At 54.0% G+C, this 14701-nt stretch carries 11 protein-coding genes and 4 tRNA genes; 9 read left to right on the top strand and 6 right to left on the bottom strand.

Going from position 1 to position 14701, the window contains the following annotated elements:
- Positions 1–85 precede the first annotated feature (85 nt).
- The 3 genes from serC (at position 86) to aroA (ending at position 4188) form a co-directional block, all read left to right on the top strand.
- Positions 86–1171: a 3-phosphoserine/phosphohydroxythreonine transaminase gene (serC, locus tag B6S09_RS13765; protein ID WP_094279066.1), complete on the top strand. Its 1086-nt coding sequence runs from the start codon at positions 86–88 to the stop codon at positions 1169–1171.
- Positions 1172–1698: 527 nt separating this feature from the next.
- Positions 1699–2799: a histidinol-phosphate transaminase gene (gene hisC / locus B6S09_RS13760; RefSeq protein WP_208321756.1), complete on the top strand. Its 1101-nt coding sequence runs from the start codon at positions 1699–1701 to the stop codon at positions 2797–2799.
- A gap of 108 nt (positions 2800–2907) precedes the next feature.
- Positions 2908–4188 (top strand): 3-phosphoshikimate 1-carboxyvinyltransferase, encoded by a 1281-nt coding sequence (aroA, locus tag B6S09_RS13755; RefSeq protein ID WP_094279065.1) that lies wholly within the window; start codon positions 2908–2910, stop codon positions 4186–4188.
- A gap of 160 nt (positions 4189–4348) precedes the next feature.
- On the opposite strand, the gene B6S09_RS13750 is transcribed toward aroA, so the two are convergent.
- Positions 4349–4744 (bottom strand): MerR family transcriptional regulator, encoded by a 396-nt coding sequence (locus tag B6S09_RS13750; protein ID WP_094279064.1) that lies wholly within the window; start codon positions 4742–4744, stop codon positions 4349–4351.
- 137 nt (positions 4745–4881) lie between these two features.
- Here B6S09_RS13750 and B6S09_RS13745 point away from each other — a divergent pair, with 137 nt between their 5' ends.
- On the top strand, positions 4882–5370 hold the full coding sequence (locus tag B6S09_RS13745; protein WP_094279115.1) for a hypothetical protein: 489 nt from the start codon (positions 4882–4884) through the stop codon (positions 5368–5370).
- On the opposite strand, the gene B6S09_RS13740 is transcribed toward B6S09_RS13745, so the two are convergent.
- The 5 genes from B6S09_RS13740 to B6S09_RS13720 form a co-directional block, all read right to left on the bottom strand.
- A complete protein-coding gene (locus B6S09_RS13740; protein WP_094279063.1) occupies positions 5362–7182 on the bottom strand; it encodes an EAL domain-containing protein in 1821 nt (606 codons plus the stop codon). The genes B6S09_RS13745 and B6S09_RS13740 overlap by 9 nt on opposite strands.
- A gap of 187 nt (positions 7183–7369) precedes the next feature.
- Positions 7370–7445 (bottom strand) — tRNA-Asn (locus B6S09_RS13735).
- Positions 7446–7459: 14 nt separating this feature from the next.
- Positions 7460–7535, bottom strand: a tRNA-Asn gene (locus B6S09_RS13730).
- A gap of 15 nt (positions 7536–7550) precedes the next feature.
- Positions 7551–7626, bottom strand: a tRNA-Asn gene (locus tag B6S09_RS13725).
- 16 nt (positions 7627–7642) lie between these two features.
- A tRNA-Asn gene (locus tag B6S09_RS13720) sits at positions 7643–7718 on the bottom strand.
- 836 nt (positions 7719–8554) lie between these two features.
- Here B6S09_RS13720 and phbB point away from each other — a divergent pair.
- From phbB to glnS, 5 genes are all read left to right on the top strand, one after another.
- On the top strand, positions 8555–9301 hold the full coding sequence (gene phbB, locus B6S09_RS13715) for an acetoacetyl-CoA reductase (RefSeq protein ID WP_094279062.1): 747 nt from the start codon (positions 8555–8557) through the stop codon (positions 9299–9301).
- A 28-nt stretch (positions 9302–9329) separates the two neighbouring features.
- Positions 9330–10541 (top strand): acetyl-CoA C-acetyltransferase, encoded by a 1212-nt coding sequence (locus tag B6S09_RS13710; protein WP_094279061.1) that lies wholly within the window; start codon positions 9330–9332, stop codon positions 10539–10541.
- Positions 10542–10599: 58 nt separating this feature from the next.
- Positions 10600–10935 (top strand): phasin family protein, encoded by a 336-nt coding sequence (locus B6S09_RS13705; protein ID WP_094279060.1) that lies wholly within the window; start codon positions 10600–10602, stop codon positions 10933–10935.
- A 106-nt stretch (positions 10936–11041) separates the two neighbouring features.
- Complete coding sequence (gene phaC / locus B6S09_RS13700) at positions 11042–12820, top strand: class I poly(R)-hydroxyalkanoic acid synthase (RefSeq protein WP_094279114.1); 1779 nt, start codon at positions 11042–11044, stop codon at positions 12818–12820.
- A gap of 147 nt (positions 12821–12967) precedes the next feature.
- A complete protein-coding gene (gene glnS, locus B6S09_RS13695; protein ID WP_094279059.1) occupies positions 12968–14629 on the top strand; it encodes a glutamine--tRNA ligase in 1662 nt (553 codons plus the stop codon).
- The last annotated feature ends 72 nt before the right edge of the window (positions 14630–14701 follow it).

Below are 14701 nucleotides of genomic sequence, written 5' to 3'. Positions count from 1 at the left end.
GTTTTGACTTGGCGCGTCCGCGCCGTGTAAAACGAGTAGGCGCCACTATTCAGGCGCTCAACATTAGCAGGTTAACTCAGGGAAAATGGAGAAGATGGTTTACAACTTCAGCGCAGGTCCGGCCATGTTGCCGGTTGAGGTGATGCAGCGGGCACAGGCCGAGTTTTGTGATTTTAACGGACTGGGTGTGTCGGTGATGGAGCTCAGCCACCGTGGGGCCGATTACATTGCGGTGGCGGAGCAGGCCGAACGGGATCTGCGTGAACTGATGCACATCCCCGATAATTACAAGGTACTGTTCCTGCAGGGCGGCGGCCGCGGTCAGTTTGCCGCAGTAGCACTGAACCTGATGGGCAAAAATGCCAAGGCCGATTATATCGTTACCGGTCAGTGGTCCCGTTCAGCCGTGGCCGAAGCGGAGAAGGTGGGGCAGGTGCGTGTGCTTGATGGTTTTGAAGCCGGTGCAGAGCCGAAAAAACTGGCCACCAGCTGGGATCTGGATCCCACGGCGGCCTATGTACACTACTGCCCGAACGAAACCGTAGAAGGCATTGAGTATGACTTTGTTCCCGAGACCGGCAATGTACCGCTGGTGGCGGATATGTCTTCTACCATTCTTTCCCGTCCGGTGGATGTGAGCAAGTTCGGTATCATATATGCCGGTGCCCAGAAGAACATAGGCCCCTCTGGCCTGGCGGTGGTGATTGTGCGTGACGATTTGCTCGATCAGGCCTGCCCGAATGTTCCGGCGATCATGGATTATGCTGCCATGGCCAAGGCCGACTCCATGCTCAATACTCCGGCCACCTATGCCTGGTATCTGGCCGGTCTGGTGTTCCAGTGGCTGAAGGAAAAAGGCGGTGTGGAAGTCATCGGTGCGCAGAACAAAGCCAAGGCGGAGCTGCTTTACAACTACGTGGACGCCAGCGACTTCTTTGAAAACCGGGTTCACCCCAGTGCCCGCTCCTGGATGAACATTCCGTTCCAGCTGAAGGACGAGTCTCTCAATGATGCGTTCCTGAAGGAAGCCAAGGCTGCTGGCCTGCTGGCGCTCAAGGGACACCGCATTGTGGGTGGCATGCGTGCCAGCGTGTATAACGCCATGCCCATTGAGGGCGTACAGGCCTTGGTCGACTTTATGGACGAGTTCGCCAAGCGGCACGCCAAATAAGCATTCACCCTGCCGGTGTGCCACGCATTCTTGCCGTTAGCGGGACGGTGCAAGCTCGTCGGCCAAAGCGCACTGTTTCTCCGGCACGCCGTGGGAAATGATACTCAATGTTTCAACCCGCTGCGAACATACTAAATGTTCGGCCGGCTTGAAACATCTCGTCACGGCGAGCAAGCTCACCCCATGCAGGCTTCACTGCGCATCTGACCGCCAAGGATGGCGGGAATGCCGAACATGCAGGAGCAATTTTCGGCCTTGGCGCAGAGGGCGCGGCGAAGCAGTCACCCTTTGACCTCCTGGTTCTAGCACAGAGCTGCCTGCACTCAAACAGGCGGCGCTACGGCGGCACGAAGCGGCAGCGGGGATTGCCGGAGCCGACCGTCAAATACCAGAGATGGCATGTGACGAGCGTCCCATGGATGGGCTCGAAGCGTGTCGGCGGAGTGCAACCGCACTGTTGCTTCGCAGTGCTGAATATCAGATAACAACATCAGGCAAGGCATCAACAACACATACAAGGAGCCATCGTGAATATTGATTTTCTGGCCCTGGCCAACCCGGGTGTCCCGGGTCTGCATCCTTACCAGCCGGGCAAGCCGGTGGAAGAGCTGGAGCGCGAGCTCGGCATCAGTCACAGCGTCAAACTGGCCTCCAATGAAAACCCATTGGGCCCGGGCCCCAAGGCCATCGCCGCCATTCAAAAAGCGCTGCCGGAACTGGCCCGTTACCCGGATGCCAACGGCTTTTCCCTGAAAACCGCCCTGGCCAGCAAACTGAAAGTAGGAGCCGATCAGATTATTCTGGGTAACGGCTCTAATGAGCTGATTGATCTGCTGTTCCATACCTTTGTCGGCCCGCAGCAGGAAGTGGTGTATTCCCAGTACACTTTTATTGTCTATGCCCTGGCCACTCAGGCCCATGGTGCCAAGGCGGTGGAAGTACCCGCGGTGAACTGTGGTCATGACCTTGACGCCATGGCCGCGGCCATCACCCCTGCTACCCGGCTGGTGTGCATTACCAACCCGAATAATCCCACGGGTACCTTTCTGACTCAGAACGAGGTAAAGGCCTTTATGGCGTGTGTGCCGGCTAATGTGCTGGTGGTGCTGGATGAGGCATATACCGAATATGTGAACGACGCTGAGCGATTGCCGTCCATCGACTGGCTGAAGGAATATCCGAACCTTATCGTGTCCCGCACTTTCTCCAAGGCTTATGGCCTGGCCGGCCTGCGGGTAGGTTATATGGTCTGTCATCCTGAGCTGGTGGCGGTGCTCAACCGGGTACGCGAACCCTTTAACTGCAACAGCCTGGCACTGGCAGCCGCAGAGGCGGCTCTGGGTGATGACGCCTATCTTGCCGAAGCAGTGGCCCTCAACCGGCAGGGGATGGCCATGTATGAAGCTTTCTTTAATGAACAGGGGCTGAAGTACATACCGTCAAAAGGGAACTTTATTACCCTGGACCTTGAGCGAGATGCCGGCCCGGTTTATGAAGCATTACTGCGGGAAGGGGTGATTGTGCGTCCGATCGCCGGCTATGGCCTGCCTGCCTGTCTGCGCATCAGCATTGGCCTGGAGCAGGAAAACCACCGCTGCATTGAGGCGCTGAAAAAGGTGCTTGGCTAATATTATTAATGCCCGTGTTAATCCTTAAGGCAAGTGGCTTGCCCCGTTGCCGCTGCCCTGATAACGTCAGGGCAGCTTTAATCGTTTTATCCCATCTTCAGGAAGATTATGGAACGCCTTAAATTATCTCCCATTGCCCGGGTGGAGGGCACGGTCAACCTGCCCGGCTCCAAGTCGGTGTCTAACCGGGCTCTGTTGCTGGCAGCGCTGGCGCAGGGCACCACGCGTCTGACCAACCTGCTCGACAGCGATGATATTCGTCATATGCTGAATGCCCTCAAACAACTGGGGGTGCAGTATGAGTTGTCGGACGATAAAACCGAATGTGTGGTGCATGGGCTGGGCCGTGCATTCAGTGCTGATGAGCCGTTGTCGCTGTTTCTTGGTAATGCCGGTACTGCCATGCGTCCGCTGTGTGCTGCCCTGTGCCTGGGCTCAGGTGATTTTACCCTGACCGGGGAGCCGCGCATGTGGGAACGTCCCATTGGTCACCTGGTGGATGCGCTGCGGGAAGCGGGTGCTGATATCAGCTACCTGAAGGCCGACGGTTATCCGCCGGTATTTATTAATGGTAAGGGCCTGTGGGGTGGCGATGTCCATATTGACGGCTCGGTTTCCAGTCAGTTTCTTACCGCTTTTCTGATGGCAGCACCGATGGCGTCAGGTGACACTCGTATCCATATCAAGGGAGAGCTGGTATCCAAGCCTTACATTGATATTACCTTGCATATCATGAAGCAGTTCGGGGTGGTGGTAGAGCACGATGATTACCAGACCTTTTATATTGCCGGTAATCAGATCTATGTTTCACCGGGTTCGTTTCTGGTGGAAGGCGATGCCTCTTCGGCTTCTTATTTTCTTGCCGCCGGTGCCATCAAGGGCCGGGTACGGGTGACCGGCATTGGTCGCGACAGTATTCAGGGTGATATTCGTTTTGCTGATGTGCTGGAAGCCATGGGAGCCAAAATCACCTGGGGTGATGACTTTATTGAAGCGGAGCATACCGGTCCGTTGACCGCTGTTGATATGGATATGAATCATATTCCCGATGCGGCGATGACCATTGCCACCACAGCGCTGTTTGCCAAGGGTACCACTCGTATCAGCAACATTTATAACTGGCGGGTGAAGGAAACTGACCGGCTCTACGCCATGGCCACCGAGCTGAAAAAGCTGGGGGTTGAAGTGGAAGAAGGGGAAGATTACCTGGTCATCAATCCAGCAGTCACGCTGCAGGAGGCAGAAATTGCCACCTATAACGACCATCGTATTGCCATGTGCTTTTCGCTGGTGGCTCTCAGCGATACGCCGGTGGTGATCCTGGATCCCGGCTGTACCTCGAAAACTTTTCCGGACTATTTCGACAAGCTGGACAGTATCAGCCTTTAAGCAAAAAGCCCCGCAAACAAGCGGGGCGTTTTTAGCTGTAAGCTATCAGCAGTAAGTTGTTCTGCGCTGCCTGCCGGCGCGAGGTCATACCTGCAAGCACAGCTCAGCATCTCCAGACCTCACCACTGATGGCTGACAGCTTAAAGGTTACAGCTGTCAGTTAGTGGTGTTTCATTTTTTCCAGCGCTTCCCGGGCCTTGATATCGGCCGCATCCAGCTCTGCCAATACCTTTTCAATATCGTCTTGCTGCTGCTGCAGCATGATACGTTTTTCGGCGATCATGGCCACCATGGAATGCAGTTGGGGGCGGGTGCTGTGTTCGGCATCATAGAGCTCAAACAACTCGCCCATTTCTGCCAGGCTGAAGCCAAGGCGTCTGCCACGCAAGGTCAGCGTCAGACGGATACGGTCCTTATGACTGTAAATACGAGTGTTGCCTTTACGTTTGGGGGTGAGCAGCCCCAGCTCTTCATAGTGACGCAGGGTGCGGGGAGTGATATCAAACTCGTCGGCCAGCTCGGAGATGGTATAGGTAACTTCCTTATTGGGCATCATGACTACTCCTGCGACAACGTAAATACAAGCCAGAACGGCGAACCATACACCCATGGCGGCATGCTGTGAAGCCCGGCTTTGACTCACACCGCCGATTACGCCAAGATTGAGCCTTTATGGCAAGAGGCGGGGACGGAGTGTTTATTTTTAAGGTCAGGGATGGTGAAGGCCATCGGGCCCGGATCCGCATTCAGGCACTGGACTGGAGCGAGCGGGGAGAGGTGACGTTCAGTGCCGACAGCGATGCGCTGGCCGTGACGTTGCTGTCGGGGTGTCGCAGTGGCAGAGGGCATTTTGAATTGCTCGCCGGTGCCAAGCCCATGGACGTGGAACAATGGCTGGAATATTTGCAGGAGCAGGGTCGGCTGAGTGAGGTGGATGTTCATATTCATACGCCACTGGAAGATGATTACACCAGCCTGTGCGGGCTGAATAATGAGCAAGTTCAGCAACTCCTGCAACTCGTCTATAAAATCGGGGGATTCAACCAGCTGCAGATCCGACGTTACCTGAAGCACAGGAACAATCCGTCTACCATGTCGACCCGTTACGGGCCCGAAGAGCTTGCCCGTTACCGCCATCTGGGCGAGCTGATCAATTATCTGCTTAAACTGAAATCAGCCTAGGCCAGCGGCCTGTGTGCTGAACTCTGCCAGCGGAAGCGGCTTGCTGACAAGATATCCCTGCACACCATCTATGTACATGGTTTCCAGCAAGCGCTTCTGATCTTCTGTTTCTACCCCTTCTGCCACCACATGGCAGCCCAGGCGCTGGGCCAGATCGATGATCATGCGAACAAATTGCTGATTGGCACTGTCATCTTCCAGATGGCGTACCAGCTCAGGATCCAGTTTGACGTAATCTGGTTTAATATCTTTCAGCAGCCGGAACGAGCCGTAACCATGGCCGAACTTGCTGATGGCCGAACGGGCACCGCTGCGGCGGAGCATTTCAATCAGGCGTTTGCCGTGACTTAGTTGATGCTCCAGTACATGCTCGTCGAGCTCAAACACCAGGCTGGCGGTGACATTGCTATTCCGCATCAGCACCCGCTCCAGCCATATCAAGAAAGAACTCTGTTGCAGGCTGGCCGGTGTCAGGTTAATGGCCCAGCGCTGTCCGGGGAGATCGTGAAGGGCGACCTGCTGCAGGATCATTTCGATAATTTTCTGTTCAAAGAGCATGGACATACCGAGCCGTTGCAACATGGCGAACACGGTAGAGGACGGGTAAACACCGCCGTTCTCATCAGGGAAGTGGGTAAAGACTTCGTTATAGCCGGGCAGGGAAGGTTTTAGTAGCCTGGCCGGCTGTATCATCAGCAGGATCTGATCTCCGTCAAGCATGCTTTGCAGTCGTTGACGCCACTGGCTTTCGCCCAGATCTTCATCGTCGCTGTTTTTCATAACAATGCGCCAGCCATTGGGCTCTCCACTCTGGGCCTGAGCCAGGGCGGAATCGGCCCGGATCAGAATGCTTTCCGGCGACTGGCCCGGTAACAGCTGGGTAAAGCCGATATAAGCGACACAGTCCAGATCATGAATGTTCTGATAGTGATATAGCTCCTGCTGTAATTCGCTCCCCAGTGAACTGGCCAGAGGGTCACACTGTCCGGGGAGCAGTACGGCAATGTCACTGCCGCTGATGCGGTAGGCATGAGCCCCAATCCGGGACTGAATTACTTTGCGGATCAGCCGGGCAATATTCTGCAGGTATTGATCTCCGGCCTGAAAGCCGTGACGGCTGTTAATATCTTGCAGGGCGATGGCCCGCACCATCATCAGAGTGGCGGTGGCCAGCCGGTTTTCATTGGCAAGCTGGTGAGTCAGATCCCGGCGAAATGCATAGCGGTTGCCCAAGGTGGTCAGGCTATCACGCTGGCTTTGCAACTGTGCTTCTTCCAGCTTTTGCTGCAGCTCTTGCTGCTGTTGCTGGTGACGCCTATGCAGCGCCATTATTTCCTGGGCCAGAGGATCTGAGAGGCTGTTAGCCGTCGGCTCAGGTTGCTGCAGCAGGGTCAGCAGGTATTGCTGTCTTGCCTTCTGTACCCGGTGGAGCCGGAATTGCAGAGCCACGCATAATATCAGGCTGAGCAGTGCCAGCGGAGCAGAGACACTGAGCCATTGCCGGGTGGCCGCCCCTGTATCCAGGGTATAAAAGACCGGAGTTTGCCCAAGTTGCTGAGGCTGTGCCAGTTCGCCAAACCACCAGGCCTGTTCCGGAAGAAGTGGTGGTGAAGCCCGTGAAAAGGCAGAGATACCCGGCAGACGGGGCTGAGCGGGAAGCTCACTCAGTAAGGCCGGAAGTTGTTGGTTCAGCTGTTGCTGCTGCATGGCGAGACTGCTGCGTGCTGCCCACCAGGGTAACAGCACACTTAATAACATCAGTATTAAGGCTACACACAGCAGGGCCTGACTGAAAGAACGGGATTCCCGCATAATCGGCATCCTTGTGAAACGGGATAACAATCAGAAGAGCATCGGGGAGCGCTGGCAGCGTCGAGGCGCTACTTATCACCCTACAACCATGATGATTCAAGCGGGTAACAATAACAAGGTGGTGAAATGGCGGAGGTGAGAGAAAACTTACAATAAAAAAGCCGGCTCAAGGCCGGCTTTCTATGTGTGGCTCCCCCTGCTGGACTTGAACCAGCGACATACGGATTAACAGTCCGCCGTTCTACCGACTGAACTAAGGGGGAACAACTTTTCAAACTGGCTCCCCCTGCTGGACTTGAACCAGCGACATACGGATTAACAGTCCGCCGTTCTACCGACTGAACTAAGGGGGAACAACTTTTCAAACTTGGCTCCCCCTGCTGGACTTGAACCAGCGACATACGGATTAACAGTCCGCCGTTCTACCGACTGAACTAAGGGGGAACAACTTTTTCAAACTTGGCTCCCCCTGCTGGACTTGAACCAGCGACATACGGATTAACAGTCCGCCGTTCTACCGACTGAACTAAGGGGGAAGAGGCATCTCTCAAATGCGTGGCGCATGTTAAAGGCTGCCCCCAAGTGTGTCAACACTGAAAAGTGATTTCCCTGTGTTATCAGTCTGTTTGCTGAAAATCTATGCGTTTCGGGTGAAAACATGGTCAATTTCAGTCACTTTCGATCGAAGCATGCCATGCTCCACAGGTTGAGAGCCACTCAAATGAGTGGGCAGTGTACATTTCGGCTAAGGCGGAAATCCATCAACCCGGTATCGTTCTGTTAAACCATACCGGGCAGCACATGATCTCCGTTCTCGCCTTCGCTGGGAATGACGTTCCTTTGCGGAGGAGACGCACTTTGAAGGACTTTGCGGGAAGTGATACCTCATGGCGGATTTGTGTGTCCTGATGCGTCCCGGCCGAGGATTAACCGACAGCCGATTAAGAGTAAACAGTCTTGTTTTGTTGGTTTTTTGTTAATGGAGATGTCTTTATTTTAATGCATAAATAATTTTTAATATTTCCAGCTGGAATAAGGGGCTAAAGGAAACTTATTAAGCCCTCATTTATTCATATTAAAAAAGAATAAAGAGGTTTATTTGACTGTTTTACTCAGGATTGTCAGTTTATGAAATCGCTTTCCTGTCATCGGGTGTTATACATTTGGATGATTGTCTTTATAAGCTGTTGTTGTTTTAATGTGAGTGTCATAAATGTAGGGTTATAGTGTTTATGCCTGAGCAAGGAGTTCGTTCGGGTGCGGTACTTGGAAATCGAATGTGTTGTTGTCTTTTGTCGGCAAAATGTGTTGGCAATGTGCACAAAAATAAGTTTGGCTTTCTTTTATTGTATATACATGGAGTAAAGTGTTCATGACCGAAAAAAAAATCGCTTTGGTAACCGGTGCTGCGGGTGGAATTGGTACGGAAGTATGTCGTTTGTTTGTTAACAATGGCTATAAAGTGCTGGCCACTCACCGCCCAGGCAAAGAGCAGCAGGCTGCAAGCTGGTTGCAGGAAGAGGGCCTGGCCGGACAGGATATACAACTGCTGGCGCTGGATGTGGCTGATCATGATGCTACCGCCACAATACTGGCCGATACCTTGCGCGAAATGGGTCATATTGATGTACTGGTGAATAATGCCGGTATTACCCGTGATGCCACCTTTAAGAAAATGTCGTGGGATCAGTGGAAAGAAGTGATGGACACTAACCTGAACAGCCTGTTCAGTGTCACTCAGCCTGTTTTCAACAATATGTGTGAAAAAGGCAGCGGCCGCATTATTAATATCTCCTCTGTAAATGGTCTTAAAGGACAGTTTGGCCAGGCTAATTACTCTGCCGCCAAGGCCGGTATGATTGGTTTTACTAAAGCACTGGCTGCTGAAGGTGCGCGTTTTGGGGTTACGGTTAATGTCGTGGCACCGGGCTATACCGGGACTCCCATGGTAACGGCTATTCGTGAAGATGTGCTGGATTCAATCAAAGCCACTATTCCTCTCAAGCGTCTGGCTACCACCGAAGAAGTAGCGGGTGCTGTTTTATATCTGGCCGGTGAATTTGGCGGTTATGTTACCGGTGAGACCTTATCTGTTAACGGTGGCTTGTACATGCAGTAAGCCAGTAATTTATTTACGGAGAAAAATAATGTCTGAATCTGTATACATTGTTGCGGCCAAGCGTACCCCGATTGGTGCTTTTCTGGGCTCACTGAAAACCGTTTCGCCAGCCGACCTGGCTGCGGCCGCCATTAAAGGTGCACTGGAACAGGCCAGGTTGTCCGGCGATGACGTGAATGAAGTGATTGTAGGCAACGTGATCAGTGCCGGTCAGGGGATGGGCATTGGTCGCCAGGCGGCGCTGGCGGCGGGCATTCCTGCCGGCATTCCTGCTTATACCCTGAACATGGTGTGCGGCAGCGGCATGAAAACACTGATGGATGCCTGTGCCCATATCAAAGCCGGTGATGCTGAGGTGGTGGTGGCTGCTGGCTGTGAAAACATGTCGCAGATTCCGCATGTGGTGAAAGGCGATTTGCGTAATGGCCAGAAGATGGGGGACATGACACTGTCTGATCTGCTGCTGAGCGATGGTCTGACCGATGTGTTCAATCAGTATCACATGGGGGTGACGGCTGAAAATGTGGTCGCCCAGGAAAGCATCAGCCGGGAAGAACAGGACGCGCTGGCCGAGGCCAGTCAGAACAAGGCTGTGGCCGCTATCGAAGCGGGTTTCTTCAAAGATGAAATCGTGCCGGTAGCCGTGAAAACCCGCAAGGAAGTGCTGACCATCGACACCGATGAATATCCCAAGGCCGGCACGACAGCCGAGGGGCTGGCTGCATTGCGCCCGGCATTCAAACGTGACGGTGGCTCGGTGACTGCTGGTAATGCTTCCGGCATCAATGATGGTGGCAGTGCCATTATTGTGGCCAGCAAGTCTGCCGTTGAGCGCCTGGGTCTGACGCCGCTGGCAGAGGTGGTTGGTTATGGTCAGGGCGGTATTGATCCTGCCATCATGGGACTGGGCCCGGTGCCTGCCATCGCCCAGGCGCTGGACAAGGCCGAGCTGCAGCTGGCCGATATCGAACGTCTGGAACTGAATGAAGCTTTTGCCGGACAGGCACTGGGCGTGGTGCGTCAGTTGTCTGCCCGGCACGATATCACCGAGCAGGCGCTGCTTGAAAAGACTAACCGAAATGGGGGAGCCATTGCCCTGGGCCACCCGCTGGGTGCCTCTGGCAACCGCATTATGGTTACCCTGCTGTATGAACTGCAGCGCAGCAACAGCAGCCTGGGGCTGGCCTCACTGTGTGTCGGTGGTGGTATGGGTACTGCAGTGATTCTGAAACGGATGTAAGGCCAATGGTGGCATTGCGTGCCGCCTTTCAGCAAACTTCAATGTAAAGGATGTCATTATGTACACGGATATTTTCAAGACTTTTAACGATCAGACTGAGAAAACCTTTGGCCCTCTGTACCAGTATAATCAGCTGGTTGCCAAAAATTTCACTGCCCTGACCAACCTGCAGCTGGAAGCTGCACGTCAGTATGCGGAGATCGGCCTGGCCCAGTTGCAGGTCAACAGCCAGGTTCGTGATGTGCAGGGGCTGGTGACCAGTGGTGCCAAGCAGCTGGAAACCATGACCCGTATCAGTCAGCAGATGATTGAAGACGGCAAAAAGCTGGCTGAGCTGGCCCAGGAATTTAAAGCCGGTCTGGACACCCTGGCTGCGGACGCCAACAAGGCCTGAGCCCTGGATTTCACCGGAATTTCTTAACAAGTGAAAGGGGCCGGAGTGGCCCCTTTCTGTTTGCAGAATAATGGCTGTGACCTTTTTCATGCAGGGAGGGGAAACAATGCAACAGAATATCTTTGAAGGCGGTGATCCCATTCGCCAGTTTTTTAAGTGGAATGAAACTGTCTGGTCCGACATACAAAAATCCAGCTTTGGCGATAATCCGGTCACCGAAGCGCTGTCGCGGGTTAATGCCGACGACCTTAATGTCTTTTATGATGTGGTAGCCAGCAACCCGGTGCGTCTGGTTGATATGCAAATGCAGTGGTGGCAGGGGCAACTGGCCATTTGCCAGAACAGCATGATGAGAGCCATGGATCGCAGTGCCGACAGTGTGATTGCCGATCCGCCCGGAGATCGCCGCTTTCAGTATGCCGGCTGGAAAGATGATCCCAGCTTCGATTTTCTCCGTCAGTCGTATCTGCACTTTGCCGATTCACTGATGCAGACTCTGGAAGCGGTGGAAGGCCTGCCGGAGCCGGTGCGTCAGCGTCTGATTTTCTTTTTCCGCCAGACCATCAATGCCCTGTCGCCCAGCAACTTTATCTGGAGTAACCCCGAGTTGCTGCACCGGACCCTGGAAGAAAAGGGGGCCAACCTGGTCAAGGGCATTAGTCTGTTTCAGGAAGACCTGGCCAACAGTGCCAATCTGCTCAAAATCCGGATGACCCGCCAGTCTGCGTTCGAGCTGGGCAAGGATCTGGCCACCACGCCGGGTGAGGTGGTGTTCCGCAATGATATTTTCGAACTGATCCAGTATCAGGCTACAACGGAACAGGTGCATCAGACGCCGCTGCTGGTGATCCCGCCGTTTATCAACAAGTTTTATATTCTGGATCTGCGTGAGCAGAACTCGCTGGTGCGCTGGCTGCGAGATCAGGGCCATACCGTGTTCCTGATGTCCTGGCGCAATCCGGGCAAGGAGCAGGCCAGCATTGGTTTTCAGGATTTGATCAATTCGGGCACCATGGAAGCCATACGGGTCGCAGAGCGCATTACCGGTGAAAAAGAAGTGAACGCCATCGGCTACTGCATCGGCGGTACCTTACTGGCCAGCACCATAGCACTGTATGCGGCTCGCCGCATGAAGCCGAGAGTGAAAAGCGCGACCTTCCTGACCACGCTGCTCGACTTCACCCAGCCCGGTGAAGTCGGCGTCTTTATTAATGAGCCCGTGGTCAGTGCCATGGAGCAGATGAATGACGCTCAGGGCTACTTTGATGGCCGGCAGATGGCCGTTACTTTCAGTCTGCTCAGAGAAAACAGCCTGTACTGGAACTATTACATCGATAATTATCTGAAAGGCGAAGAGCCGGCAGACTTTGATATTCTTTACTGGAACAGCGACAGCACCAATCTGAGCGCCACCTGTGCCAGCTTCTTGCTGCGGGAGCTTTACCTCGATAACAAGCTCAGCAAAGGAGAAGTGAAAGTAGGCAACTTTGGGGTAGATCTATCCAGAGTACAGACTCCCAGCTATTTTCTTTCCACCAAGGATGATCATATCGCCCTGTGGGATGCCACCTTCAAGGGGGCCGGCTTGCTGGGCGGTGATACCACTCTGGTGCTGGGAGAGTCCGGCCATGTGGCTGGTGTGGTCAACCCGCCGGCCAAAAATAAATATGGCTACTGGCTCAGCGAGGAAGGCTTTGAGTCTGCCGAACAGTGGCTGGCTTCGGCCAGGCGAGAGGCCGGTTCCTGGTGGCCGCACTGGCAGGAATGGGTTACCCCCCATCTTGGCAAACAGGTGGCCGCCCGCGCCATCGGCAATGAAGAATGCCCAGCACTGATGCCGGCACCGGGCCGCTATGTGCAGCAGACCCTGCCGGTGGAAGATTAGTTATTTGCTGATATTTTGAGCCGCCGGCAGGCGGCTTTCTTGCTTTTAGCCGCTTTATCATGGCGGCCCTATTGAGCCATGCGCCGGAATCATGGATCATGGTCGTTTGATCCCATCACACCATTTTCCAGTTTCGAGGTGCATTGAATGAGTCAGGCGGACCATAGTCCCAGCAATTTCATTCGTCAGATCATTGATGAAGATCTGGCCAGCGGTAAACATCAGTCGGTGCAAACCCGTTTTCCACCAGAGCCTAATGGCTATCTGCATATTGGTCATGCCAAATCCATCTGCCTGAATTTCGGCATTGCCGAAGATTATCAGGGCAAATGTAACCTGCGCTTTGACGACACCAACCCCGAAAAGGAAAGTGTGGAATATGTCGAGTCCATCAAACGCGATGTGCAATGGCTGGGGTTTGAATGGAGCGGTGACATTCGTTACTCGTCCGACTATTTCGAACAGCTCTATGGTTATGCCGTTGAGCTGATTGAAAAAGGCCTGGCCTATGTCGATGAGCTGACACCGGAGCAAATTCGTGAATATCGCGGTACTTTGACCAGCCCCGGCCGTAACAGCCCGTACCGGGATCGTCCGGTGGAAGAAAACCTGGCCTTGTTTGCCCGCATGCGTAATGGTGAATTCGCCGAGGGGACCGTTTGTCTGCGTGCCAAAATCGACATGGCTTCCTCTTTTATGGTGATGCGTGACCCCGTGATTTACCGGGTGCGTTTCGCCCACCATCATCAGACTGGTGATCAGTGGCGCATTTACCCCATGTACGACTTCACCCATTGTATTTCCGATGCGCTGGAAGGTATCAGCCATTCTCTGTGTACGCTGGAATTTCAGGATAACCGCCGGCTGTATGACTGGGTACTCGACAACATCAGCATTGATTGTCACCCGCGCCAGTACGAGTTTTCCCGGCTCAATCTGGAATATACAGTTATGTCCAAGCGCAAGCTGAACCAGCTGGTGGTCGATGGTCATGTCGCCGGTTGGAACGATCCGCGTATGCCGACGATCTCCGGCTTGCGTCGCCGTGGATATACTCCGGCCTCTATTCGCGAGTTTTGTCGTCGTATCGGTGTTACCAAACAGGATAACACCGTAGAAATGGGCATGCTTGAGGCTTGTATCCGCGACGATCTCAACGAGAACGCGCCCCGCGCCATGGCGGTGCTGCGTCCGGTCAGGCTGGTGATTGAAAACCTGCCCGAAGGCTATGAGGAAATACTTAAGGCACCCAACCACCCGAACAAGCCTGAGATGGGCGAGCGTGATATTCCGTTTACCCGTGAAATGTTCATCGACGAAGCGGACTTCCGGGAAGAAGCCAACAAAAAATACAAGCGACTGGTGCTGGGCAAAGAGGTCCGTCTGCGTAATGCTTATGTGATCAAGGCTGAACGGGTGGAAAAAGATGATGCCGGTAACATTACCACCATTTTTTGCAGCTACGACGCCGATACCCTAGGCAAGGATCCTGCCGACGGACGCAAGGTCAAAGGCGTGATCCACTGGGTATCTGCCAGTCGTGGCGTGCCGGCGGAAGTGCGTTTGTATGATCGTCTGTTCAGTGTGCCCAACCCGGGTGCGGCTGAATCCTTTGACGCGGCGCTGAACCCGGACTCTCTGCAGGTGCTCAGTGGCGCTGTGGTCGAGCCCTCACTGGCACAAGCGCCAGCCGAGCGTGCGTATCAGTTTGAGCGGGAAGGCTATTTCTGCCGTGACAGCGAAGCGGATGCTCTGGTGTTTAACCTGACCGTGGCATTGCGTGATTCCTGGGGTAAGGAAGCAGTCTGACAGACTGATACTTAACGTAAAAAAGCCGCAGCGTGCTGCGGCTTTTTTCTGGGTTGCTCAATGTTGAAACTA

Source organism: Oceanimonas baumannii, from assembly GCF_002245495.1.
Classification (GTDB): Bacteria; Pseudomonadota; Gammaproteobacteria; order Enterobacterales; family Aeromonadaceae; genus Oceanimonas; species Oceanimonas baumannii.
This window is presented reverse-complemented; position numbering and strand designations above follow the sequence as displayed.

Excerpts from the sequence above, each read along its gene's own strand:
- serC (WP_094279066.1), top strand. The coding sequence starts at position 86 with ATGGAGAAGATGGTTTACAACTTCAGCGCAGGTCCGGCCATGTTGCCG.
- aroA (WP_094279065.1), top strand. The coding sequence starts at position 2,908 with ATGGAACGCCTTAAATTATCTCCCATTGCCCGGGTGGAGGGCACGGTC.
- B6S09_RS13750 (WP_094279064.1), bottom strand. The coding sequence starts at position 4,744 with ATGATGCCCAATAAGGAAGTTACCTATACCATCTCCGAGCTGGCCGAC.
- B6S09_RS13740 (WP_094279063.1), bottom strand. The coding sequence starts at position 7,182 with ATGCGGGAATCCCGTTCTTTCAGTCAGGCCCTGCTGTGTGTAGCCTTA.
- phbB (WP_094279062.1), top strand. The coding sequence starts at position 8,555 with ATGACCGAAAAAAAAATCGCTTTGGTAACCGGTGCTGCGGGTGGAATT.
- B6S09_RS13710 (WP_094279061.1), top strand. The coding sequence starts at position 9,330 with ATGTCTGAATCTGTATACATTGTTGCGGCCAAGCGTACCCCGATTGGT.
- B6S09_RS13705 (WP_094279060.1), top strand. The coding sequence starts at position 10,600 with ATGTACACGGATATTTTCAAGACTTTTAACGATCAGACTGAGAAAACC.
- phaC (WP_094279114.1), top strand. The coding sequence starts at position 11,042 with ATGCAACAGAATATCTTTGAAGGCGGTGATCCCATTCGCCAGTTTTTT.
- glnS (WP_094279059.1), top strand. The coding sequence starts at position 12,968 with ATGAGTCAGGCGGACCATAGTCCCAGCAATTTCATTCGTCAGATCATT.